Source organism: Haemophilus sputorum HK 2154, assembly GCF_000287615.1.
Taxonomy (GTDB): Bacteria; Pseudomonadota; Gammaproteobacteria; order Enterobacterales; family Pasteurellaceae; genus Haemophilus_A; species Haemophilus_A sputorum.
Genome location: NZ_ALJP01000020.1, coordinates 1 through 23495 on the forward strand (window position 1 = coordinate 1; position 23495 = coordinate 23495).

Sequence of the window (23495 nt, forward strand, 5' to 3'; positions counted from 1 at the left end):
ACACCTAATTTGAGGTGCAGATTATGTCCTACTCTTATCAATTTCGTTTGAAAATTATCAAACTCGTCACCGAACAAGATTATGGTATCCGTGAGGTGGCTAAACTTCATAAAATTTCCCATGCTCTCGTTATTTATTGGCTAAAAGCATTTCGGGAAAGAGGGCTTGATGGCGTAAAATCGCCTTATACGAACCTTCAAACACCGAAAATAGTGAAGCCAAAGATGAAAAAGAAAGACATTGAAATTCCAGAAACTACAGACTTTTCACCTAAAGCGTTTAAGGGAAAAGAATACCCATTAATTGCAGGGTATCAAAAAAAGAACTACTAGGACATACAAACTCAAAACAAAGATGGAAAGATCTTGTTTCTTGTGGAGGAAAGTATGGTGATATAAATCTATACTACTATCCACAAAACTATCAAATAAATGGTAAAAGATACAAAAATCATTGATGAATGTATGAATACTAAGGGGTATGTAACAGAACAGGAAAATCTAGAATATACAGAAAAAGCTTGTGAAAGATTTCTAGAAATACATCCTGATAACAAATATAGAGAATTAATAGCCTATATGCTAGATTTTGCTAAAAAGAGATAAATTATCGAGGATTAAGTGAACAGGAGTTTAGAAATGAATAAGACAGATCTTTTTAAGATATTTAAAATGACGATGTTTTTATTAGCTATGACGTATTTATATGTATTCTCAAAGTTTAATTTTAACTTTAGCAAAGTTAATATGTTTAAAGTGTTTGATTTTTTTCTATAGTATTTATCTTTCTATTATTTTGTTTTTATTTAGGGCAAATGATGAAAGATAAATTAATTATTTAGTGGTGTTTTTGTTACCCCAGGAGTTGATATTTTGGTAGCATACAATTTTAGATATCTAGCCATAAAGTGCGGTCAATTTTTAAAGAGTTTTAAAATATTTTAAAAACTGACTGCACTTTTGTATTGAGAATATTAGTTTATAGAATTTTAAAACAGCTTTTGATATCATATCGCAAATTTATCAATAACTTAATCTCTGCAGTATAATGAAGAACTTATCACGCTCTTTTCTTTCTAGTTTATTATTTATTTCGTCTTTGACTTTGGCAGCACCTAGCTCACCAAATGCAAATGTAGAAAAACAAATCAATGCCCAGCAACAAAAACAACAAGCGGAACAAGATGCGGCTATTTTAGCGCAGCAAACGCAATCCGCGAATGTACGCTTGGAGGGTGAAAAAGAAGCCTCACTTGGCTTTCCACAAAATGAAGCACAATGTTTTCCTATCAATCAATTGGTGCTGACCGATTATCAAGCTGAAGAAGAAAATTCATCAGCGTCTTCTCTTAAATTAATCCAACCAAGCCAATTCTCTTGGGCATTAAAGTCAGTTTATGCTGAGCGTGATTTTGCGCTGCCTGCTTGTATTGGCTCAGAGGGGATTAACGTATTACTTCGTCGTATTCAAAATCGTTTAATTGATTTTGGTTATGTCACCACGCGCGTGGTGGTGGAGCCACAGGATTTGCGTTCAGGTATGCTTGTACTCACCGTGATTCCAGGTAAAGTGGGTCGCATTCAATTACAAGACCAAAGTGCAATTCCGTTTGCCACCCGTGGTACCTTATGGTTTGCCATGCCAATGGCGCAGGGGGATATATTAAATATTCGCAATATTGAACAAGGTTTAGAAAACTTAAAACGTGTACCGAGTGCTGATGCGAATATGGAGCTTGTGCCAACAGATGCAGTCGGTGAAACAGATGTGGTGATTACTTATAAGCAAAGCTTACCTTTCCATTTAACCTTAGGCTTAGATGACTCAGGCAGTAAGTCTACTGGTCGTTTACAAGGTTCAGCCACGTTTTCTTGGGATAACGTGCTAACACTTAATGATATGTTCTATATCAGTGGCACACGTAGCTTTAAACGTGATAGCGATGATGCGGAAGGAGATTATGGCAGCAAAAACATTAGTCTCTATTATTCTATTCCTTGGAAGAACTATCTCTTAACTCTTTCCGGTTCAAAATATTCTTATCACCAAACGGTAGCGGGCGCGTTTGAGTCTTACACCTATTCAGGTGAAAGCCAACAAATGAAAGCGAATTTAAGTCGCTTATTATCTCGTGGAAGTCTTCATAAAACCTATGTGAATGCCGCTTTATGGACGAAAAAATCGCATAACTACATCAATGACACCGAAATTGAAGTGCAGCGCCGTCGTACAGCAGGTTGGGAAGTGGGACTTAATCACACTCAATACATTGGTGAAACAGTGTTACAACTGTTTGCGAACTATAAACGAGGTACGGGTGGGAATAAATCCTTACCAGCTCCGGAAGAAGAGTTTAGTGAAGGGACTTCCCGCATGCAGATTTTTACTGCAGGCGTTGATTTTACCTATCCTTTCACTATCGGCAATCAGCCTTTCCGCTTTAACACCAGTTGGAGTGGACAATGGAATGGCACACCTTTAACACAACAAGATAAATTTAGTATTGGGGGTCGTTATACCGTACGAGGATTTGATGGCGAGCTATCACTTTCCGGTGAAAAAGGTTGGTTGTGGAGAAATGAATTAGGTTGGAATATTGCGAATAAGGGGCATGAGTTTTATTTAGGGATTGACCGAGGTAAAGTGCGTTCTAGCCAAGAAGAGCTTCAAATTGGTGATAGTTTAATGGGGGGCGCAATTGGACTTCGTGGCAAGCTATGGGGCATTAACTACGATTATTTTGTGGGTACCCCGATTAAAAAGCCGGAAGGATTTAGAACCAGTCATGTGACAACCGGATTTAATGTGAGCTACCGTTTTTAATGCTCATGCTTTTAGATGAATAAATTGATTAAAACCAAATAGAATTTAAAACTTGAAGGAAATTAGAAAATGAATAAACGTCATTATAAAGTGATTTTTAGTCGCGTATTAAATCAGCTTGTCGTGGTATCTGAGCTGGCAAAATCTCAAGGTAAAGCACAAAGTGAAAATGTGAGTCCAGAACAAGAAAAAACAGAGCTGCTTTCAAGTACACTTTCACTTAAACCTATTCATTTCAGCTTAATGTTAGCATTGGGCTTCGTCTTTTTATCACCTTCTGTGCATGCAGAAGATATGGCAATTCGTGCTGATAAATCAGCGCCAGGTAATCAACAACCAACTGTGCTCCAAACAGCTAATGGCTTGCCTCAAGTTAATATTCAGGCACCAAGTAAAGGCGGAGTATCACGTAACCAATATTCGCAATTTGATGTAACTGAGAAAGGGGCAGTGTTAAACAATGCTCGTAAAGCAGCGCAAACGCAAATGGCGGGTTGGGTGCAAGGTAACCCGAATCTTGCTCGCGGTGAAGCGAAAGTCATTCTTAACGAGGTAAATTCAGCTAATCCAAGCCGTTTAAAAGGTTATGTAGAAGTGGCGGGTAAAAAAGCAGATGTCGTTATTGCCAACCCAAGTGGTATCCAATGTGATGGCTGTGGTGTGATTAATGCTGGGCGTACAACACTCACCACCGGCAAAGCAGAAGTTGAGAATGGTCAATTAAAAGGCTATCGCGTAAAAGGCGGTAAGGTGACTATTGGCCAAAAAGGGATGGATAATAGTCAATCTGATTACACTGATATTATCGCTGATAAAGCGGAAATCAATGGTGGTGTTTGGTCGAAAAATGGCATTAAAGTTACCACAGGTAAAAACAACGTTGACCGTACCAATGATTCGGTTGTGTACGTGGGGGATAAAAACACCGACAACACTGACCGCACTTCTGATACCCAAGACGAAAACCAAAGCTACAGTGTGGATGTGAGTCAATTGGGTGGGATGTATGCTGAAAAAATCCATTTAGTGGATAACGGCCAAGGTCTTGGTGTGCGCAATGCGGGGCACATTGGTGCATCTGCGGGAAGCGTGAAAGTTGACAGCCAAGGTAAGATTGTGAATGAAGGCTTTATTGGTGGTAGCGAAAATGCTCAACTCAATGCGAAAAAGAATATTGAGAACCGTGGCACCGTTTATGCTAAAGCTCAGACACAACTTAATGGTCAAAACATTGATAACAAACAGGGTGTTATTGCCGGTAAACAAGTCCAGCTTAACGCAAATAGCGTGGATAACCGCAAGCAATCGGATAAAGGCTCTTTAATTGTTGCAACAGAGAAAGCGACCATTAAAGCGAAACATGTAGATAACCAAGGGACGAAAGCTGGCAGCAAAACGGAACAAGGTATCCGTGGTGCTCAAGTGGCGATTACAGCTGAAAATCTTTCCAACCAACAAGGGGGCATCTACAGTGATGAGCATACCCAACTAGATGTTGCTCAAACTATTGATAACAAACAAGGTGAGATTGAAGCGGGTAAATCAATTGAGTTAAAAGCGAAGACTTTAGCCAATGAAGGTGATATCAAAACTAAAGGGGATTTAACGGTTCGTTTACAAGACAGTTTAACGTTAAATAATGCCTTCCAAGTTGGTGGTAATTTAGATTTTAAAACCCAAGGGGACTTTAAAAATAATAGCCAATTACGTGTAGGCAATAAGGCTGATGTTAAAGCAGCTAATGTGGATAACACTAAAGATGCTGAAATTAGCGGTAATGAAACACGCATTAACACAAACACCTTGACTAACCGCGGTTTAATTGATGGTGCATTGACTGTCGCAAAAGCAGTAACCATCAATAACTTAGGTACCGGTCGTATTTATGGTGACCATGTGGCTTTACAGGGAGAGAGTTTAAATAACCTTGAGGAAGGTGACAAATCTGCTGTAATTGCGGCTCGTGAGCGTTTGGATGTGGGTGTGGATAAAGTTTTAAACCGCAATGAAAGTACCCTTTTAAGTATGGGTAAGATTTATGTGGGTAAAGCGTTGGATGAAAACAACCAGGCTACAGGTAAGTCAGCGTATGTTCACAACTACAATGGTGTGATTGAAGCGTTAAACCTTTACGATAGTGCGAAAAGCAAAGCGATTACCTTTAATACAGGGGCAGTAGAGAATAAACACTTTTTCTTTGAAACAGAAAATGTGGATACCTCGTCTACGCCAGTTTTTGAGTATCGAATTGGAAATGATTCGACTATTTATGGTAAAGACTCTGGGGTTTATAAAGTAAAACAAGATGATAAGAGTAGCCGTGGTGGTTTGAACAAAAAAGTAAAAAATCTTTATCATATTTTTTCACCAGACGGCAAAATCGAAAGTAATAACTGGCATCAATATGATTATACCCGCACAGTGAATGAAACCGTGGTACTTAAACCAAAATACCAGGAAGGTAAGATTTTAAGTGGGGGTGGTATTGATTTTAATGATGCACATGTGGATAACCAAGACAGTAAGGTGATTGCTGGTGGTGTGATTCAAATTGCGGATGGGCAATTAAATCAGAAAGAGTTGAAAGGTCGTACTATTGTAACGGATGCAGGCCGTGTAACTGCGTTTTATAAAGGGCGAGCGTGTGCTAAAAAAATTAAGTACGTAGGATGTGTAGATCATTACGATACCACTAAAAGTGATACCAGTATTTATTATAAACAAAATGAAAGTGTGAAGGATTTAGGGGTATTTGCTTATAAAGAAAATGTGTCCCCTGAATTTACCAATAATGGTGTAGCGAATAAAGGTGATGTGGGGGATGTGGTGTTAAATCGTCTGACACAATCGCTAGATAAATCCTCGCTTTATAATGTGAATCCTAATGCACCAAAAGGCTATGTGATTGAAACCGACCCACGTTTTGCGAATAAGCAAAAATGGTTGAGTTCGGATTATATGTTCAATGCTCTACGCTACGATCCAAATAATATGCTGAAACGTTTGGGGGATGGTTTTTATGAGTTGCGTTTAGTTAATGAACAAATTAACCAGTTAACCGGTCGTCGTTATCTTGATGGATATCAAAATGCTTTAGAGCAATATAAAGGTTTGATGAACAATGGTATACGTTATGCTAAACAATTTAATTTAGTGCCGGGTGTTGGCTTAACCAAAGAACAAATGGCAGAGCTGACCACTGATTTAGTGTGGATGGTAAATCAAGAAATTACCTTGCCAAGTGGTAAAAAACTCAATGTATTAACGCCAAAAATTTACTTAGCCACTAATCGTACTCGAGTTACCCCAACAGGCTCTGTGATTTCGGGGGATAGCATTGTAGGTTCGGTAACTAATATGACCAATGAAGGGACGGTACTTGCTGCAAACCTAGTAAATTTATACGGTCAAGATTTAGAGAACAAAGGTCTGGTTTTTGCTAATAATGTCAACCTTAATGCTAAGCAAAAATTAGTGAACCTTGGTGGCAAGATTGTGGCGACGGATAGTGTGTCTTTATACGGTGGAAAATCCGTAGAGCTTGGTGCAACCACAACAGAAACACAAAGCCAATTAGGTCGAACAGAAACGGACAATAAGCTTGTCGATCGTCAAAGCGAGGTGACGGTGACAGGTAAAGGCGGTGAAATAACTATTAAAAGTGGCGGCGATATTACACTGAAAGCAGCAAATGTGAAATCGGCAGGTACAGTTGATGTAAATGCCAAAGGTAAGCTTTTGGTAACGACAGAGAAGCAAAGCAGTAAAGAACACTATGACTTTAGTGATAACCATCATTATCACTTAGATCAAGAAAATGAAGTAGGTTCAGTTATTGAGGGTAAAGACGGTGTACGTTTAATTGGACAAGAGAAGACGACACTTCGTCAAGCTAAGGTTAGTAGCGAAGATGGTAAGGTGATGGTTTCCTCTAAAGGTGATGTTCTCATTGAAGAAGGGCGCAATATTGAACATCTAGATACCCGTAATAAGCAAAAATCTAAAGGTTTATTAACCAAAGAGACCGAGGAGCGTCGACATCATCATGATTATGATTTAGCTGAAGGTAGTAAATTACAAGGTAAAAATGTTGAAATACTTTCTCAAACATCAAATGTTTCTGTAAAAGGATCTGACATTCAGGCTGAAGAGAATATTCATTTACAGGGTAATCAAGTCAGAGTGACAGCAAGCCTTGATAAGAGAGAAGTTCAAGATTCTTATTCATTTAAGAAGTCTGGATTGGATGCTTCAGGAAAAGGTGGCGCAATGCGAATTGGTTACCAACGAGACAAGTTAAACAATAATGGCTCAAGTTACAATGAAAGTGTAAATGGTAGTGAATTAGTTGCAAAAGATGGCAATTTATCTATTTATGCTCAACAGGATGTAGATATAGATGCTTCACGCTTAGCTTCTGGTAAAGATATGTCGATTACGGGTAAAAATGTTCATTTAAATGCGATGAATGAACAGCATGACAGTGAATATCACCAGGAACAAAAATCGACAGGTTTTGGAGTGGGCTTTGTGTATGATCCAGTTACACGAGCAAGAGAAAACTATCGTCAGAAAGAAGCCCAAGGTGCTACAAATAGTATTGTGGGTAAGGCTATGGGGGCATCTGATGCAGTTTCTGATTCCATAGAATCTATGGTGCGCGGTGTACAACCTTATGCTAATCACAATCGTAGTGAATCACACAAATACAATCAAAAAACAGTAGCGCAAACAACTTCACTTGAAGTTGGCGGCAATGTGAGCATCCATGCTAGAGAGGGCGATATTCGCACTAAAGGTGGTAGCATAAGTGCAGAAGGCGATGCACAATTTATCGCAAAAAATAATGTCGATTTTGGTGTGGCAGTACATGAGCAATCGCAACATGCTTCATCTAGACAACGAGGCGTTGGGGTAGATGGTTTAGCGAAATATGTGGCAGGGGTACATACACAGCGAGAAAATGGGGATACCAGCCTTCGCCAAGAGGTTGGTACCGAGATTTCTATTGGTGGTAAGAGCACTACAATTGCCAAAAACGGTGATATTACTCTAAAAGGAACGATATTTGTCTCTAATGACAAAAATATCCTGAAAGCTAATAATGGCGATGTGAAATTACTGACAGCAGAAACAACGGATAGAAGCACTCAGATGCGCAAAGGGCATAGTGTAGGAGAGGCGGCTATCTCAGATACTGAACGTTTCTTTGGTTATAACCGCACACGAATGAATCAGGATGGTGAGCAGGTAACACATCAAGGTAGTCAACTTGCAAGTCTCAATAGCACGGTTGATGTGTATGCGGGTAAAGATTACCTGCAAACAGCAAGTGAAGTTTTAGCCAAAGAGAAGGTCGATATTAATGCTCAAAATATCACTATCAATAATGCAATTAATCACCAAGAGAATAGCTATAGTGAGAGTGATTTAAAAATAGGTCAATTTAGTCGTGTAAAATCGCCAATCATCGATTTAATTAACACGATTGAAGGGGCGGTAAAAAATGACAAAGCATCTGACCGCTTGAAAGCAGCGAATGTAATGAGTGTAGCTGCACAGGGTTATAACTTATATAACTCCATCAGTAAGATGGCGACAAAAGACCCGAAATCTAACACCTATTTACTTCGTGTTGAATCGGGTAGCGGTGTGGCACATAGTCGTCAAAGCCAAGAGAGCTTGGGGGATATTAGCCAAGGTAGCCGCATAAATGCGAAAGAAATTAATCTTATTGCGCGAGGTGATGGCAGTTTAAATGAAAAAGGTGAACGCCAATTAGGGAATATCAATTTAACGCATACCGATCTCACGTCCCGAGATGAAGAAGGCAAGAGAATTAAAGATAGCAAAATTACCTTAACTGGCAATGAGTTAAATATCAAAGCTGGTGAAAGCCACACTCAATTTAAAGGGCGTAATCAAAGTGTCGGTGTTGAAGTAGGGATGGCTGCAACAGTAGGTGCTCAAACCGGTGTAGGTGTTTATGCACGAGTAGGCGGAAGCAGTGGCAAGGAAGATGGTGAAAGCAAAACTTACCAAGCGAGCCACTTAGAGGCACAAACCGTGACTTTAAACAGCCAAGGGGATACCAACCTGCTGGGGAGTCAAGTCAAAGGTAACACTGTTAACGCCAATGTGGGTGGTAAGCTCAACATTGAAAGTTTACAAGACGAAGAACGCTTTAAAACCAAATCAAGCGGAGGCGGTTTAGAAGGGGAATTTGGTTTTGGTAACAACTGGAGCTTGAGTGGTTATGGTAATGCTTCCAAAGGTACAACTCACCGTAAACAAGTGAATGAACAAGCCGGAATTTTTGCTGAAGACGGGGGGTATCATATCAATGCGGATAGCGTTCACTTAAAAGGGGGCGCGATTGCCAGCACTAACCCAACAAATAGCAAATTAGCCACAAACAAGCTGACCTTTGAAGATATTCAAAATGAATCGAGCAGCAGTGCAGCGAGCGCAAGTATTAGTGGAAGCTTAAAAGAGTCAAAAGAAAAATGGGTGGATAACGAAACGGGCAGAGCGGTTAAACCAAATACAGAAAATAGTACCAAACTAGACAGTCAACGTAGTGGCGGTATAAGCCCGGGCTTGCCGATGTTTGAGCGAGACAGTGACAGTTCGGTTACCAGAGCGACATTGACGGAAGGGACGATTATCTTGAATAAAGATACGAGCCCGACTATCACGACAGCAAAAGAGTTAGGCATCAATACAGACCTTGCCCAAGCTAACAATCAAGTTGCACAGACGAAGGATGTAAAAGCGCAACTCCAAGAGCAACAACAGATTTCGACAGCTATTGGTAATGTGAAATCGGCTGTGGATACTTATACGTCAAATAAATTAAATGAAGCAGAAATTACTGAACGACGTGCAAAGGCAGAATATGATAAAGCTCAGGCTAATAATGCAAGTAAGGAAGAGTTGGATTTCCTTGAATATCGGTTAAGAGAAGCTAAGCGAGAAGTAGGTGAATGGGGGTATGGCGGAGGAAATCGCCGAGCTATAGATACCGTTACAGCCCTCTTTACCGGTGTACTTTCAGGGCAAGGAGCTTCAGCCACAACTGTCGCCACTTTATCGCCAACGGTGAATAAACTGATTGCGGATAATACGCATGATAAAGTAACTAATGCACTTGCACATGCCGTATGGGGAGCGATTGAGGCTCAAGTCAATGGAGGAAGAGCAGCACATGGTGCGATAAGTGCAGCAGGGGCTGAATTATTGGCACCACAAATTGCCTCTATACTTTATGGTAAATCGGAAGCTGATTTAACGCCGGATGAAAAGGCGGATGTAATTAGTATGGCAAGTCTTGCAGGCGGTATTGCCGGTGCTTTAATGAACGGAAAATCAGAAGGTGTTGAAATCATTGGCAATACGGCAATTAATGCACAGATTGCGGAAAATACGGTAACAAACAATTACCTTTCCGGGTGGCAGGAAAAGCAAAGAGATGAGGAGTTTGCGGCATGTAATGGTAGCTTGCGCTGTGAACTAAAAACAGGAGTTTATTGGGAATTAGTGAGTTCGGGACAAGATACTGCTTATGGTGCCGGGCTTGTGGCGTCAATTCCTGTGGGGCTTTTTGAAACAGCGAAAGGCATTGCTGAGATTGCGGTGCATCCGATTGACTCACTGAATGCGATTAAGACCTTAATTCAAGAAGGCAATTTTACTGAAGCAATGAAACAATCCTATGCGAATAGAATTGATAAGATGATTGTTGAGTATGAGAAAGCGGGTGCAGAAGGGGCTTTCAAGGCTGGTTTAGAGACTGGTCAATTACTGCAAGAGACGGTGGGAATACTTGCCGGTGGTGCGGGTTTGGCTAAAGTTGGAATTAAGCTAACGAAAACAGCGACAAACTTAGCGAAGAATGTTGTTAAGCATGAAGAAAGGGTGATGGATGTAGTTAATCTAGGAGTAAATCGAAATAAAGGGTTGAATGAAAAGATTTCTAATCGCCAAAAAGATCATTATATCAACGAACAAGCAACTAAAAATGTTCATAAGGTCACTGCGCCAATTGATTTTGATGGGCATATATTAAATGTTGAGGTCTCTAAAAGAGGCAAATTGGTCGGTGGACATAGTATTGCGAATGGAAATGTTCATGTGATTTCAAAAGGTAGTCCAAATTCAGCAGGCGTATATGAAGCAAAAATTCAATATACGAATCCGGAAAATGGAAAGGTTCTCACTAAAAATTCAACGATGTTCCCTGATAGCTGGTCAGCTGATAGAGTAAAATATGAAGTCGATATGGCGTATAAAAATCGAAATGAATATATTAACCCTCAAAATGGAAAGGTTATGTGGGAATCAACTACACCTAGTGGTGTTAAAGTAACAGGTTATAAGGAACCTAAAGTAACAGTTTACCCACTCATGAAATAGGAACTAATTATGGATTTTAAATTTTATTGGTATATATCGTCTACATGGAAAGATGGGGTTTTGAGACCTGGTTGCTCAATGTTAAATGTAGATGAGGCTTTAAATATAGTTAATTTTTTGATTGATGATGAGGGATTAGGTGTAGGTCATTTGCAAAAGTGGATAAAAAATGGTCTTGAAGAGATTGATAAAATATCTAAAAAAGAAATTCCTGAATATGATATGTGGGGGCAAACTTTAGGTGCGCTAATCTCGTTAGATAAAGTAACTATTTATTGGGGTGATGAAGAATATCCTGATGATTATCTTGAGTTTGACCAATTTAAGACCATTTTATCTAATTGGTATGACTTCTTACTATCTGAACCCAATATAAGTAATGAAGTTTATTTTTCAGTTTAGATTAGAGGTATTTTATGACAGTCATGATTGGTGGACATTCCGCCTTAGGCAATATACGTGCTGATCGGATATTATACACTTATCCAAATGGCGTATATCTTGCACAAATTTCAGCTTTTGATAGTGAAACCAATAAATATATTGCTAAAACTAACAATAACGGGGAGACCTTGATGTTTCCCCAAACGTGGACGGCAGATCGTATTAAAGTTGAAATTAATTCTGCTTATATGAATCAAGTAGATGATTTAGATCCTATTCGTAAGGCTGAGGGCATGTGGGCAGGTATTTCAAATTCAGGTGTGCGTATAGAAGGTTATACCTATCCTGTCGTCACGGCTTTTCCAAGTGCTGAGCAGGAGTAAAGATGAAACTTATTTTTACGTATATTCAGCATAAAGGGCAAATTATTCCAACTTGCCATTTAGAGGAAAATCATCAACTAAATCCATTAACCGGCTATTTAAATGATCCAATGGGTGGTCCGAATTATTTCTCTTTTTTAGATTATTCATTGTCGATCTTAACAGATGAGAGGATTCAAGAAGCAGATATTTCCTCTAATTCTTGGGGTGTTGAGGTGATGAACGATCAAGTGAATTTTTATTTCCTCTTTGCCCAAGAAGAGGAATCACTTTATCTTACGTTGCCTCGTGGAATAATGATTGATGTGTTGAGGTTATGGCTAATTTTCCGAAGTCAAGAACCCGAAGAAGGCTTAACACATCGGTTAGAATTTTAAGTTAAAAGTGATCTGCACCCCAAAACCTGGACACCTAATTTGAGGTGCAGATTATGTCCTACTCTTATCAATTTCGTTTGAAAATTATCAAACTCGTCACCGAACAGGGTTATGGTATCCGTGAGGTGGCTAAACTCCAGAAACTACAGACTTTTCACCTAAAGCGTTTAAAAAGTTACAACGAGAGCTCGCCTTGGCTTGAGCGGAGATCGCTTATCTAAAGGAGTTGGAGGCGCTCGACCGTCAAAAACAACGACAGAAAAAAGAAAAATCATTGAAAGATTGAAGCCAGACCACACGTTAAATGATTTACTTCATGTGGCTAAAGGAAAATGGTATAAACTAGAGACGCAATGGAAAAATCTTTTAAATGAAGGGAAGCGGGTTGAAGTCAATATAAAACCTATTTATTCTGGCGGTAGTAAAAGACCTGATTCTTTTGAAATCTCTTATGCTGTAGATGGTAGGGTTTTACCTAAAGAATTTATTAAAAATACGCCAACAGGAAATTAAAAATGAAAGAACAAGAAATTTACCAAAAAATTGGGGAGTTATTGTGGTCAATAATGCCTGACGAAGCCGTAAGGATTGATTTTATTGGTTCTATATATCCTGAGCATTATTCTGGTGGAGCTGAATGGGTTGTTGCGAATGGTGATATTCATTACTTCCCATTAGGTCAAAGACCTGATGAAATTGAAGGTGAAATTATAAATTTAATGAAACAATTGAGAGCAACCTTATCTCAAGAATGGACTCAATATAAGTTTTCCCTATTTGATAATATGGAATTTAATATTAAATTTGCCTATGTTCCAGATGAAGATAGCTGGCCAATGCTCTATCTTCGAGGAGTTAGTGATCTTGAAGAAAATGAGATAAAGGAATATGGGATTCCTAGAGAGATTTGGGAAGAGCGAGTAAAAGCGAAGAAGGAACAACAAAATAGTTAAACTTTATACTAAAAGTGCAGTCAATTTTTAAAGAGTTTTTAAACCTCTTAAAAAATTGACCCCACTTTGTTACTTGGCTAAATAATCTTTTAATTTAGAAAGGGCTGCTTGCCCATCTTTCACTCCTAAATCATACATTGCCTGTACTTTAGCCAAGTCTTTTTCCAAACGGCTGATATCTAAACTTTCAGAAGGGCGAATCACAAAGATCTTTCCTGCTTTTTCCATTTCAATCACTTTTTCAACCGCTTGATTATATTCAGCATAACGATTTGCCCAACGCTCAATCAGTTTTGGATAGTTGCGGTAGAACAATTTAAATAGCCAGTTATTGCTTGGCTTTTTACGATAATCGAGCGGACGGGTCAAAATCACAATAATTTTGTCATAACCGAGCGCCATTGCTTTATCTAGGGGAATACTATCGGAAATGCCCCCGTCTAAATATTTTTTACCTTCAATTTCTACCACACGAGAAACCATGGGCATAGCAGACGTTGCACGTAATGCTTCCATTTGGGCAAATGCATCGGTAATTTTTACATATTCTGGTTCACCACTTTCAATGTTCGTCAGGGTTACCCAAAAGTCAATTTGTGAAGCAGTAAAGGTTGCTTGATCAAACGGGTCGAGCGTAAATGGCAGTTCATAAAAGGCGAATGCTTTATTGACCACATTGCCGGTGGTAAACAGACTATGCCAGCCCATATAACGCTTATCATGCAAATATTTTAAGTTGTAGCGTAATACACGCCCACGCTGTTTAGCTGGATAGTTAATCCCAAATAATGCGCCAGCAGAAACGGTGACTGCGCCATCAACGGCAATTTGTTCATCTAACAGCACATCGAGTACGCCTGCGGTGAACATACCACGCATTGCGCCACCTTCCAAAACTAAACCGATTTTCATGTTGCCTCCTAGGTTTGGAGAAGATTATAAGTGGAATCTTTCGATTTTAGAAATAAACTGTTTCCAAATGCGTTATTGTTTATCTTTTTGAAATTTATATAATTTAAAAAACATTTCATTTTAATAAGGAATTCTTTATGACCAAGAAAATCGCAGTATTAGTAGGTAGTGGTAGCCAAACTTCGATTAGCCAAATTGTGGCACATCATTTAGCAAAAGTTGCGCCAGCAGGGCTAACCTTTAATTTTGTTCAGATTGCAGATTTGCCACTTTATGATCGTGATTCAGATAACCAAGAGATTGCCTCTTATCAACGTTTCCGTGCAGAAATTGCTGCAAGCGATGCGGTGTTATTGATTACGCCAGAACATAATGCAAGCTTTTCAGCTATGATTAAAAATGCGATTGATATTGGCTCACGTCCGATGGGACAAAGTTTATGGATTGGTAAACCAGCAGGTATTGTTTCTATTGGTGCGGGTGCAGCTGGTGGTGTGCGTGCAGCAGATCAGCTTCGTACTGTGTGTTCAGGTTCATTTGTGAATATGCCAACCGCGCCTTTTGCTGCGAATGTAGGAGGCGTTTTTAATGGTGTTGTTGGGGAAAATGGCGAAATTGTTTCAGAACCAGTCAAAAACATGTTAGCAGGCTTTATTGAAAGTTATGCGGCATTTGTGAATCGTTTCTAATTCAACTCATAAAACAAAGGCACAGAATAGTGATTCTGTGCCTTTTGCTTATTTATCAGCTGAGATTAAGCTGCTTGCATCGCTTGCCAGACTTTAAGAGCATCAGCGGTTGCTTCCACATCATGCACACGCAAAATTTTAGCGCCATTTTGAGCGGCTAATAATGCACCTGCCACAGAGCCAACTAAGCGTTTTTCAACAGGCTGATTAGTAACTGCCCCAATCATTGATTTACGCGAAAGCCCAGCAAGAACTGGAAAGCCTGAAGCCACAAAAGCATTTAAATGTTTTAATAACGCGAAATTGTGTTCTACTGTTTTGCCAAAGCCAAAACCGGGATCTAAAATAATATGCGATTGTTCAATCCCTGCTTGTAAGCAAGCAAAAATGCGTTGATTGAGGAAATCTGCTACATCATCTAACAAATCATCATAATGCGGTGCTTGCTGCATCGTTTGTGGTGTGCCTTGCATATGCATTAAGCAGACAGGTAATGCCAATTCTGCTGCGGTTTCTAGCGCCTGAGATTCTGTCAGCGCGCGAATATCGTTGAGCATATCAACCCCTGCACGCGCGGCCTCTCGAAACACTACAGGTTTAGAGCTATCTACAGAAATCAAACAATCAAAGCGTTGGCGTACCGCTTCAATCAACGGAATAACGCGATCAAGCTCTTCTGCCTCGCTCACAATTGGTGCATTAGGGCGGGTAGATTCGCCCCCAATGTCAATAATATAAGCGCCATCGTTGAGCATTTTTTCTACTTGCACTAATGCTTTATCTAGCGAGAAAAATTTTCCTGAATCGGAGAAAGAATCAGGCGTAAAATTTAAAATGCCCATAATTTGCACTTGGCGCAAATCGAGCAAACGCGGTTGTTGCTGCTGATTTTTAAAATGAATTTCCATAATACCTCACAAGCGGTCTAATTTTGACGAAGTTTTGCTAATACGCCTTTTAAGGTTTTATCAAGCGGTGCGGTAATAACCATTTCTTCGCCTGTTTTAGGGTGCGTAAAGCGAATGGAATAAGCATGTAAGAATAAGCGGTTAAGCCCAAGTGTTTGCATTTTAGCATCAAATTCCGCTTCGCCATATTTGTCATCACAGGCAATAGGATGACCCGCATATTGCGTATGCACACGAATTTGGTGTGTTCGCCCCGTAACGGGTGAGGCTTTCACTAAAGTGGCTTCTTGACCGTAGCGTTCTTCAATTTGGAAGCGTGTTTCAGAGGGTTTCCCCGCTTCGCTGACTTTCACAATGCGTTCGCCACTGGCTAATTCATTTTTAAGTAACGGTGCTTTAATCGCTTTAACATGCGATTGCCATTGCCCACGCACTAAAGCTAAATAATCTTTCTGTACCGTTTTTTCACGTAATTGTTCGTGTAAATGGCGCAGCGCTGAGCGTTTTTTGGCAACCAGCAAAATGCCCGAAGTATCGCGGTCGATACGGTGCACTAGCTCTAAAAAGCGTGCTTGTGGACGGAGCGCACGCAAGGCTTCAATCACACCAAAATTCAGTCCACTGCCACCGTGTACGGCAATGCCAGACGGTTTGTTAATCACTAATAGCACTTCATCTTCATACAAAATTTGCTGTTCTAATTCAGCAACTTTGCTGAGCTTGGTTGAAATTGGCGCTTCATTTTTTTCGGCTACGCGTACAGGTGGAACGCGCACCACATCTTGCGCTTGTAATTTGTATTCAGGCTTAACGCGCCCTTTGTTCACGCGCACTTCGCCTTTACGCACAATGCGGTAAATGAGGCTTTTCGGTACGCCTTTAAGTTTAGCTAAAAGAAAGTTATCTAATCGCTGTCCAGCCTCATCTTCTGAAATATCCAGGAACTGAACACTTGCACTAATTATTTTTTCAGTTGTCATTACATTGCTATTGGGTAAAAATATTGCCCGAATTTTAACATAAAGCCCTAATTAAAGGGGAATTAGATCAGGAGAATCTATGAGCAAAGCGGAAACTGCAGAAAAAGCGGTCGAAAATATTAACGTAGTGGCTGAAACAGGCAAAATTATTGATAATGTTAGCAAAATGAGCTGGGAAGGCGTCTTACATGAATGGGTCATTCCTTACGGTACCAAATTCTTGCTAGCGATTGCGATTTTTATCATCGGTAAATTTTTAGCACGAGCAATCAGCAAATTGCTTGGCAAAGCGGCATTAGCTTCCACCAAAGATGAGATGATTCAAAGCTTCGTATCATCGATCAGTTACTTTTTACTGTTATTGATGGTCGTGATTGCCAGCCTTTCACAGCTAGGGATTAACACTAGCTCCCTTGTAGCATTGATTGGTGCGGCTGGTTTAGCAGTCGGGCTTTCATTACAGAACTCTCTGCAAAACTTTGCGGCTGGCGTGATGTTGTTGATTTTCAAACCATTTAGAAAAGGCGATCAAATTGAAACAGGCGGTATGATAGGAACAGTTGAGCAAATGGGGATTTTAGTGTTGGAATTGCGGACAGCCGATAATAAAACTGTGCTGATTCCTAACAGCACCGTGTTCTCTGGCAACATTGTGAATTATTCAATCAACCCTACTCGTCGCTTGAATTTCTTATTTGATATTAGTTATGACAGTGATTTGCGCCAAGCAAAACAAATTATTGAGCAAATTTTAGCTAGCGATAGCGCGATACTTAAAACGCCAGCAATTAACGTTGTGGTTTCTGAATTAGCAGCAAGCAGCGTGAAATTGAGCGCGCAAGCGTGGGTAAATACTCAAGATTATAGTCCAACGTTGGGCCGGATTTTAGAGCAGGTGAAATTAGCCTTTGATGAAGCGGGCATCGTGATTCCGTTTAATCAATTAGATGTGAATTTAGTGGGCAATTCAGAAAAAGTTTAATGTATTTGCAAAAGATTGATTAAAAATCACCGCTTGTAAAGGGCTTAGCAATCGTGCTAAGCCCTTTTTGTTGGCAAGTGATTGGGGGGAATATGCTATACTTGCTCCAATGATTTTAATTTGAAAAGAGGAAAGTGAAATGAGTCATTCGGTAATTACAGTGATCGGGCAAGATCGTGTTGGGATTGTTTATGATGTTGCAAAGATCTTAGCAGAAAATAACATTAACATTCTAAACATCAGCCAGCAGCTGATGGAAAACTATTTCACCATGATTATTTTGGTCGATACCGCAAAATGTCCGAAATCATTCCCAGAATTAGCCGCATTTTTTAGTGAAGAGAGCAAACGCCTTGCGCTAGATATTCGTTTACAAAATGAAGCGATTTTCAAAGCGATGCACCGTATTTAGGGGGGAGGATGAGTATTCAATCTAATGAAATCCTAGAAACCATTCGCATGGTAGCGGATCAAAACTTTGACGTGCGCACCATCACGATTGGTATTGATTTACACGACTGTATTAGCAGCGACATTAACGAACTTAACGAAAATATTTATCGCAAAATTACCCATATTGGACGTGATTTAGTCGAAACCGCTAAAACGCTTTCTGCAAAATATGGTGTGCCTATTGTGAACCAACGTATTTCAGTGACACCGATTGCGCAAATTGCAGCGGCAACGAAAGCGGATTCTTATGTTTCCATCGCGCAAACATTAGATCGCGCAGCCAAAGCGATTGGCGTTTCTTTCATTGGGGGATTTTCCGCGCTTGTTCAAAAAGGGATGTCGCCAGCAGATGAAGTATTAATTCGCTCCATTCCAGAAGCGATGAAAACCACCGATATCGTGTGTAGCTCAATCAACATTGGTTCAACCCGTGCGGGCATCAATATGGATGCAGTGAAATTAGCAGGCGAAACCATCAAGAAAACGGCTGAAATGACCCCAGAAGGTTTTGGCTGTGCGAAATTGGTTGTGTTCTGTAATGCTGTGGAAGATAACCCATTTATGGCTGGCGCATTCCATGGTTCAGGCGAAGCCGATGCTGTGATTAACGTTGGGGTTTCAGGCCCGGGTGTGGTTAAAGAAGCATTAGAAAATTCTAAAGCGACTACGCTTACAGAAGTGGCGGAAGTTGTGAAAAAAACGGCTTTTAAAATTACCCGTGTCGGCGAGTTAATTGGGCAAGAAGCCTCAAAAATGTTGAACATTCCATTCGGTATTTTAGATTTATCCCTCGCACCAACCCCAGCGGTAGGCGATTCTGTGGCTCGTATTTTAGAAGCTATGGGCTTAACCGTCTGTGGCACGCATGGCACAACAGCGGCATTAGCATTGTTAAATGATGCGGTGAAAAAAGGTGGCATGATGGCATCTAGTGCAGTGGGGGGATTAAGTGGTGCCTTTATTCCTGTGTCAGAAGATGAGGGGATGATCGCAGCAGCTGAAAGTGGCATTTTAACATTAGATAAATTAGAAGCGATGACAGCGGTTTGTTCAGTCGGGCTAGATATGATTGCCGTACCGGGCGATACTCCAGCGCATACCATTTCAGGCATTATTGCTGATGAAGCGGCTATCGGTATGATTAACAGTAAAACTACCGCAGTGCGTATTATTCCCGTCACCGGTAAAACGGTTGGCGAAAGCGTGGAATTCGGTGGCTTACTTGGTTATGCCCCGATTATGCCGGTTAAAGCAGGCTCTTGTGAAGTCTTCGTCAACCGTGGCGGACGCATTCCTGCGCCAGTACAATCAATGAAAAACTAATTTCATTCTAAAAAGCGCCTTTAACAAAAGGGTGCAAGGGAAGATTGAAATGCGGAGTTTAAAGGTTCTCCAGCTTCTTTCTTCCCGTTTTTCTTTCTCACAAGCGGTCAATTTTTAAAGTATTTTTACCATGAGCGAACAACTTTTAGATGGCGTGCCATTAACTGCGTTATCCGGCGTCGGTGCGGCTATTGCAGAAAAACTCGGGCGAATTGGCATTCATAACGTGCAAGATTTGCTCTTTCATTTGCCAATGCGCTATGAAGATCGCACGCGTATCACACCAATTGCGGATGTGCACGCAGAGAGTTTTGCCACCATCGAAGGTTTTGTTCAATTAGCGGAAGTGCAGTTTGGGCGACGCCCGATTTTATCGGTCACGCTGTCAGATGGCACAAGCAAAATCATGCTGAAATTTTTTAATTTTAACGCGGGAATGAAAAATAGCTTTGTGGTTGGCGCACGCGTGAAAGCGTTTGGTGAGGTTAAACGCGGGCGTTTTATGGCGGAGATTCATCATCCTGAATATCAAGTTTTACGCAATAATCAGCCACTTACCTTAGCAGAAACGCTAACCCCAATTTATTCTACAACCGAAGGGCTCAAGCAAGCCTCTTTGCGTAAAATGACCGAACAAGCGCTGGCTGTGCTTAATAATGTGAAAGTTGCAGAATTATTGCCAGATCAATATAACCCGCATCAATATAGCCTCAAAGAGGCTTTGCAGTTACTCCATCGACCGCCACCTAGTATTTCTGCGGAAGTATTGGAAAAAGGCGAGCATCCTGCACAAAAACGCCTTATTTTTGAAGAACTGTTGGCGCATAACTTGGCTATGCAACAACTTCGCGTGGGTGCAAAACAGCAACAAGCGCAAGCGTTACATTATCAAACGGATTTAAAAGCTCGTTTTCTTGCCTCGTTACCTTTTGCTCCAACAGGCGCGCAACAACGGGTAGTGGCAGATATTGAGCGTGATCTTGCACAAGCTTCTCCAATGATGCGATTAGTGCAAGGCGATGTAGGTTCGGGAAAAACGTTAGTCGCAGCCCTTGCTGCATTATTAGCGATTGATAACGGCAAGCAAGTGGCATTGATGGCGCCAACAGAAATTCTTGCTGAACAACATGCGAATAATTTTGCGAACTGGCTTCGTCCGTTTGGAATTGAGGTGGGTTGGTTGGCTGGAAAGGTTAAAGGCAAAGCCCGTACGGCTCAGTTAGAAGCGATTAAAAACGGCGAAGTGCAGATGATTATCGGCACTCATGCGCTTTTCCAAGAAAGCGTCGTATTTCACGATTTGGCACTCGTTATTATTGATGAACAGCACCGCTTTGGTGTACATCAACGTTTAACATTGCGTGAAAAGGGGGCCAAAGCAGACATTTATCCGCATCAACTGATTATGACGGCGACACCGATTCCGCGCACGTTAGCGATGACGGTTTATGCCGATTTAGATACTTCCATCATAGATGAACTGCCACCCGGGCGTACACCGATTACCACAGTAGTCGTTTCTGAAGATAGACGGGGAGAAGTGGTACAGCGCGTTTATCAAGCGTGCAAAAATGAACAGCGCCAAGCTTATTGGGTCTGTACTTTGATTGATGAATCAGAAGTCCTCGAAGCGCAAGCGGCAGCAGCGATTGCCGAAGATTTGCAACGTGCGCTGCCTGATTTACGGATTGGTTTGGTGCACGGGCGAATGAAACCGCAGGAAAAACAAGCCATTATGGCGGAGTTTAAAGCGGCTAACTTAGATTTGTTGGTGGCAACTACCGTGATTGAAGTGGGCGTAGATGTGCCGAATGCAAGCTTGATGATTATTGAAAATTCAGAACGCCTTGGATTGGCACAGCTTCACCAATTACGTGGGCGTGTTGGGCGAGGAGCAACGGCTTCCCATTGCGTGTTGATGTATAAACCGCCGTTGGGCAAAATTTCTAGTAAACGCTTGCAAGTCATGCGTGATAGCCAAGATGGTTTTTATATCGCAGAAAAAGATTTAGAAATTCGTGGCACAGGCGAGATTCTTGGCACGAAACAAACAGGCATGGCGGAATTTAAAGTAGCTGATCTCATGCGGGATCGCAAAATGATTCCGCTGGTGCAACGTTACGCTAAGCAAATTATTGTGGAAAATCCACCGCTTGCAGAAGCACTGATTAAACGCTGGCTTGGCGATCGGGCAGAATATACCAATGCTTAATGTTGATTTCCCCGCTTCAACTTTTTGGATGAGGGGAATTTTTTTCTCTTTTGCTTTAGTGAAGGCCAACTAAATTTGCGATCTGGCTCGAAAAAGCATAAAAATTTGCTACGCAAGCGGTCTGATTTTTTCTAGGATTTGCAAAATTTTTGTGAAGGAGAAAAGCATGTCGCTGGCGATTGTATACAGCCGAGCTTCAATGGGTGTGGAAGCGCCATTGGTGACGATTGAAGTGCATATTAGTAATGGGCAGCCCAAATTAACGATTGTAGGGTTGCCTGAAGCTACGGTGAAAGAGGCTGGCGATCGGGTGCGAAGTGCATTGATGAATGCCAATTTTTTCTACCCACCACAACGCATTACCATCAACCTTGCGCCTGCCGATTTACCCAAAGAAGGTGGACGATTTGATTTGCCGATTGCTATCGGCATTCTTGCCGCCAGCGGGCAGATTGACTCTGATTTACTCAAACAGTTTGAATTTCTCGGCGAGCTTGCACTAACAGGTGGCTTGCGTGGGGTGCATGGTGCTATTCCGGCTGTTATTTCTGCTGAAAAAGCAAAACGGAGCATGATTTTAGCGCGCCCCAATGCGAATGAAGCGTCGTTAGTTTCAAATGCCAAAACCTATTTTGCCTCCTCATTACTACAAGTGGTGAATTTTCTTAATCGGCGTGATGGCTTACCGATTGCGCAAGAAATTTTGCAAAATGCTGAAGAAAAGTCACCGCTTGTAAGCCGTGATTTAACAGATATTATCGGCCAGCAACATGCTAAACGGGCGCTAATGATTGCTGCTAGTGGGCAACATAATCTGTTGTTTCTCGGCCCACCCGGCACAGGCAAAACCATGCTGGCTAGCCGATTGGCTGATTTATTACCAGAAATGTCTGATAGCGAAGCGATTGAAACAGCATCAGTCAGTAGTTTGGTGCAAAATGAACTGAATTTTCAAAATTGGAAAGCACGCCCATTTCGTGCGCCGCACCATAGTGCATCTATGGTCGCGCTAGTAGGCGGCGGTTCTATTCCTAAACCTGGTGAAATTTCTTTAGCGCATAACGGCGTTTTGTTTTTGGATGAATTGCCAGAATTTGAACGTAAGGTGCTAGATGCGCTTCGCCAGCCATTAGAATCGGGTGAAATCATTATTTCTCGCGCTAATGCTAAGGTGCAATTCCCTGCACGTTTTCAGTTGATTGCTGCAATGAATCCAAGCCCAACAGGACATTATCAAGGCACGCATAATCGCGCCTCACCTCAGCAAGTGATGCGCTATTTAAATCGCCTGTCAGGGCCGTTTCTTGATCGCTTTGATTTATCGATTGAAGTGCCGTTGTTACCGCAAGGCGCGCTTCAAGCAGGAAATGAGCATCGAGGAGAAACCACAGCACAAGTGCGTGCGCGTGTATTAAAAGCCAGAGAAATTCAGTTTGCTCGCGCAGGGAAAATCAACGGTCAGCTTTCCACACGAGAGATTGAACGAGATTGCCAGTTATCTGAACAAGATGCCCGATTTTTAGAAAGTGCTTTGGCAAAATTAGGGTTATCGGTTCGTGCTTATCACCGTATTCTCAAAGTCTCTCGAACAATTGCGGATTTGGCGGAAGAAAAGGATATTCAACAGGTTCATTTAGCAGAAGCTTTGGGTTATCGCGCGATGGATAGATTACTACAACGGTTGCAAGGCGGGCAGTAAGG

18 protein-coding genes and 1 pseudogene are annotated in these 23495 nt (G+C 41.1%); 16 read left to right on the top strand and 3 right to left on the bottom strand.

From position 1 onward, the window contains the following. Nucleotides 1-23 precede the first annotated feature (23 nt). The 10 genes and pseudogenes from HMPREF1128_RS08605 (at nt 24) to HMPREF1128_RS10395 (ending at nt 13335) form a co-directional block, all read left to right on the top strand. Entirely contained in the window at nt 24-332 is a 309-nt protein-coding gene (locus tag HMPREF1128_RS08605) for a helix-turn-helix domain-containing protein (protein ID WP_007526478.1), read from the top strand. Between the two features lie 132 nt (nt 333-464). After that, nucleotides 465-605, top strand: a complete 141-nt coding sequence (gene cdiI, locus HMPREF1128_RS10355; protein WP_225791651.1) for a ribonuclease toxin immunity protein CdiI — start codon at nt 465-467, stop codon at nt 603-605. Nucleotides 606-1047: 442 nt separating this feature from the next. Continuing rightward, on the top strand, nt 1048-2823 hold the full coding sequence (locus HMPREF1128_RS08610; protein ID WP_035530489.1) for a ShlB/FhaC/HecB family hemolysin secretion/activation protein: 1776 nt from the start codon (nt 1048-1050) through the stop codon (nt 2821-2823). Between the two features lie 69 nt (nt 2824-2892). Further along, nucleotides 2893-11238, top strand: a complete 8346-nt coding sequence (locus HMPREF1128_RS08615) for a two-partner secretion domain-containing protein (RefSeq protein ID WP_007526435.1) — start codon at nt 2893-2895, stop codon at nt 11236-11238. Between the two features lie 9 nt (nt 11239-11247). Then, on the top strand, nt 11248-11640 hold the full coding sequence (locus tag HMPREF1128_RS08620; RefSeq protein ID WP_035530491.1) for a hypothetical protein: 393 nt from the start codon (nt 11248-11250) through the stop codon (nt 11638-11640). A gap of 14 nt (nt 11641-11654) precedes the next feature. Beyond that, on the top strand, nt 11655-12005 hold the full coding sequence (locus HMPREF1128_RS08625; protein ID WP_007526445.1) for an EndoU domain-containing protein: 351 nt from the start codon (nt 11655-11657) through the stop codon (nt 12003-12005). 2 nt (nt 12006-12007) lie between these two features. Further along, nucleotides 12008-12382: a DUF5376 family protein gene (locus HMPREF1128_RS08630; protein ID WP_007526433.1), complete on the top strand. Its 375-nt coding sequence runs from the start codon at nt 12008-12010 to the stop codon at nt 12380-12382. A 53-nt stretch (nt 12383-12435) separates the two neighbouring features. Continuing rightward, nucleotides 12436-12668: pseudogene (locus HMPREF1128_RS10390) on the top strand (hypothetical protein). After that, nucleotides 12665-12895 (top strand): DNA/RNA non-specific endonuclease, encoded by a 231-nt coding sequence (locus HMPREF1128_RS08635; protein ID WP_155819776.1) that lies wholly within the window; start codon nt 12665-12667, stop codon nt 12893-12895. The pseudogene HMPREF1128_RS10390 and the gene HMPREF1128_RS08635 overlap by 4 nt, the downstream one beginning before the upstream one ends. Nucleotides 12896-12897: 2 nt before the next feature. After that, nucleotides 12898-13335 (top strand): hypothetical protein, encoded by a 438-nt coding sequence (locus HMPREF1128_RS10395; RefSeq protein WP_007526447.1) that lies wholly within the window; start codon nt 12898-12900, stop codon nt 13333-13335. 69 nt (nt 13336-13404) lie between these two features. On the opposite strand, the gene HMPREF1128_RS08645 is transcribed toward HMPREF1128_RS10395, so the two are convergent. Further along, nucleotides 13405-14247, bottom strand: a complete 843-nt coding sequence (locus HMPREF1128_RS08645) for a patatin-like phospholipase family protein (protein WP_007526451.1) — start codon at nt 14245-14247, stop codon at nt 13405-13407. Nucleotides 14248-14384: 137 nt separating this feature from the next. On the opposite strand from HMPREF1128_RS08645, the gene HMPREF1128_RS08650 reads away from it, so the two are divergent. Then, nucleotides 14385-14936, top strand: a complete 552-nt coding sequence (locus HMPREF1128_RS08650; RefSeq protein WP_007526470.1) for an NADPH-dependent FMN reductase — start codon at nt 14385-14387, stop codon at nt 14934-14936. Nucleotides 14937-15001: 65 nt separating this feature from the next. Here the strand turns inward: HMPREF1128_RS08650 and folP are convergent, their stop codons facing one another. Both folP and rluC read right to left on the bottom strand, forming a co-directional pair. Continuing rightward, nucleotides 15002-15844, bottom strand: a complete 843-nt coding sequence (gene folP / locus HMPREF1128_RS08655; RefSeq protein WP_007526459.1) for a dihydropteroate synthase — start codon at nt 15842-15844, stop codon at nt 15002-15004. Between the two features lie 17 nt (nt 15845-15861). Beyond that, nucleotides 15862-16824 carry a 23S rRNA pseudouridine(955/2504/2580) synthase RluC gene (gene rluC, locus HMPREF1128_RS08660; protein WP_007526483.1) on the bottom strand — a complete coding sequence of 321 codons (963 nt, stop codon included), beginning with the start codon at nt 16822-16824 and terminating at the stop codon, nt 15862-15864. Between the two features lie 79 nt (nt 16825-16903). Between rluC and HMPREF1128_RS08665 the strand changes: the two genes are divergently transcribed. The 5 genes from HMPREF1128_RS08665 to HMPREF1128_RS08685 all read left to right on the top strand — a co-directional run bounded on the left by HMPREF1128_RS08665 (nt 16904) and on the right by HMPREF1128_RS08685 (nt 23493). Continuing rightward, entirely contained in the window at nt 16904-17806 is a 903-nt protein-coding gene (locus HMPREF1128_RS08665) for a mechanosensitive ion channel family protein (RefSeq protein WP_007526441.1), read from the top strand. A 139-nt stretch (nt 17807-17945) separates the two neighbouring features. Then, nucleotides 17946-18218 carry an ACT domain-containing protein gene (locus HMPREF1128_RS08670; protein WP_007526438.1) on the top strand — a complete coding sequence of 91 codons (273 nt, stop codon included), beginning with the start codon at nt 17946-17948 and terminating at the stop codon, nt 18216-18218. An 8-nt stretch (nt 18219-18226) separates the two neighbouring features. Then, on the top strand, nt 18227-19582 hold the full coding sequence (locus tag HMPREF1128_RS08675; protein WP_007526439.1) for a PFL family protein: 1356 nt from the start codon (nt 18227-18229) through the stop codon (nt 19580-19582). Nucleotides 19583-19712: 130 nt separating this feature from the next. Further along, entirely contained in the window at nt 19713-21794 is a 2082-nt protein-coding gene (recG, locus tag HMPREF1128_RS08680) for an ATP-dependent DNA helicase RecG (RefSeq protein ID WP_007526461.1), read from the top strand. A 166-nt stretch (nt 21795-21960) separates the two neighbouring features. After that, nucleotides 21961-23493 carry a YifB family Mg chelatase-like AAA ATPase gene (locus HMPREF1128_RS08685; RefSeq protein WP_007526469.1) on the top strand — a complete coding sequence of 511 codons (1533 nt, stop codon included), beginning with the start codon at nt 21961-21963 and terminating at the stop codon, nt 23491-23493. Nucleotides 23494-23495: the final 2 nt, after the last annotated feature.

What these genes read in the sequence shown, in the direction of transcription:
- HMPREF1128_RS08675 (WP_007526439.1), top strand. Translation starts at nt 18,227, where the DNA reads ATGAGTATTCAATCTAATGAAATCCTAGAAACCATTCGCATGGTAGCG.
- HMPREF1128_RS08605 (WP_007526478.1), top strand. Translation starts at nt 24, where the DNA reads ATGTCCTACTCTTATCAATTTCGTTTGAAAATTATCAAACTCGTCACC.
- HMPREF1128_RS08645 (WP_007526451.1), bottom strand. Translation starts at nt 14,247, where the DNA reads ATGAAAATCGGTTTAGTTTTGGAAGGTGGCGCAATGCGTGGTATGTTC.
- HMPREF1128_RS08650 (WP_007526470.1), top strand. Translation starts at nt 14,385, where the DNA reads ATGACCAAGAAAATCGCAGTATTAGTAGGTAGTGGTAGCCAAACTTCG.
- HMPREF1128_RS08620 (WP_035530491.1), top strand. Translation starts at nt 11,248, where the DNA reads ATGGATTTTAAATTTTATTGGTATATATCGTCTACATGGAAAGATGGG.
- HMPREF1128_RS10395 (WP_007526447.1), top strand. Translation starts at nt 12,898, where the DNA reads ATGAAAGAACAAGAAATTTACCAAAAAATTGGGGAGTTATTGTGGTCA.
- HMPREF1128_RS08625 (WP_007526445.1), top strand. Translation starts at nt 11,655, where the DNA reads ATGACAGTCATGATTGGTGGACATTCCGCCTTAGGCAATATACGTGCT.
- HMPREF1128_RS08670 (WP_007526438.1), top strand. Translation starts at nt 17,946, where the DNA reads ATGAGTCATTCGGTAATTACAGTGATCGGGCAAGATCGTGTTGGGATT.
- recG (WP_007526461.1), top strand. Translation starts at nt 19,713, where the DNA reads ATGAGCGAACAACTTTTAGATGGCGTGCCATTAACTGCGTTATCCGGC.
- HMPREF1128_RS08665 (WP_007526441.1), top strand. Translation starts at nt 16,904, where the DNA reads ATGAGCAAAGCGGAAACTGCAGAAAAAGCGGTCGAAAATATTAACGTA.
- HMPREF1128_RS08630 (WP_007526433.1), top strand. Translation starts at nt 12,008, where the DNA reads ATGAAACTTATTTTTACGTATATTCAGCATAAAGGGCAAATTATTCCA.
- HMPREF1128_RS08615 (WP_007526435.1), top strand. Translation starts at nt 2,893, where the DNA reads ATGAATAAACGTCATTATAAAGTGATTTTTAGTCGCGTATTAAATCAG.
- HMPREF1128_RS08685 (WP_007526469.1), top strand. Translation starts at nt 21,961, where the DNA reads ATGTCGCTGGCGATTGTATACAGCCGAGCTTCAATGGGTGTGGAAGCG.
- HMPREF1128_RS08610 (WP_035530489.1), top strand. Translation starts at nt 1,048, where the DNA reads ATGAAGAACTTATCACGCTCTTTTCTTTCTAGTTTATTATTTATTTCG.
- rluC (WP_007526483.1), bottom strand. Translation starts at nt 16,824, where the DNA reads ATGACAACTGAAAAAATAATTAGTGCAAGTGTTCAGTTCCTGGATATT.
- cdiI (WP_225791651.1), top strand. Translation starts at nt 465, where the DNA reads ATGAATACTAAGGGGTATGTAACAGAACAGGAAAATCTAGAATATACA.
- folP (WP_007526459.1), bottom strand. Translation starts at nt 15,844, where the DNA reads ATGGAAATTCATTTTAAAAATCAGCAGCAACAACCGCGTTTGCTCGAT.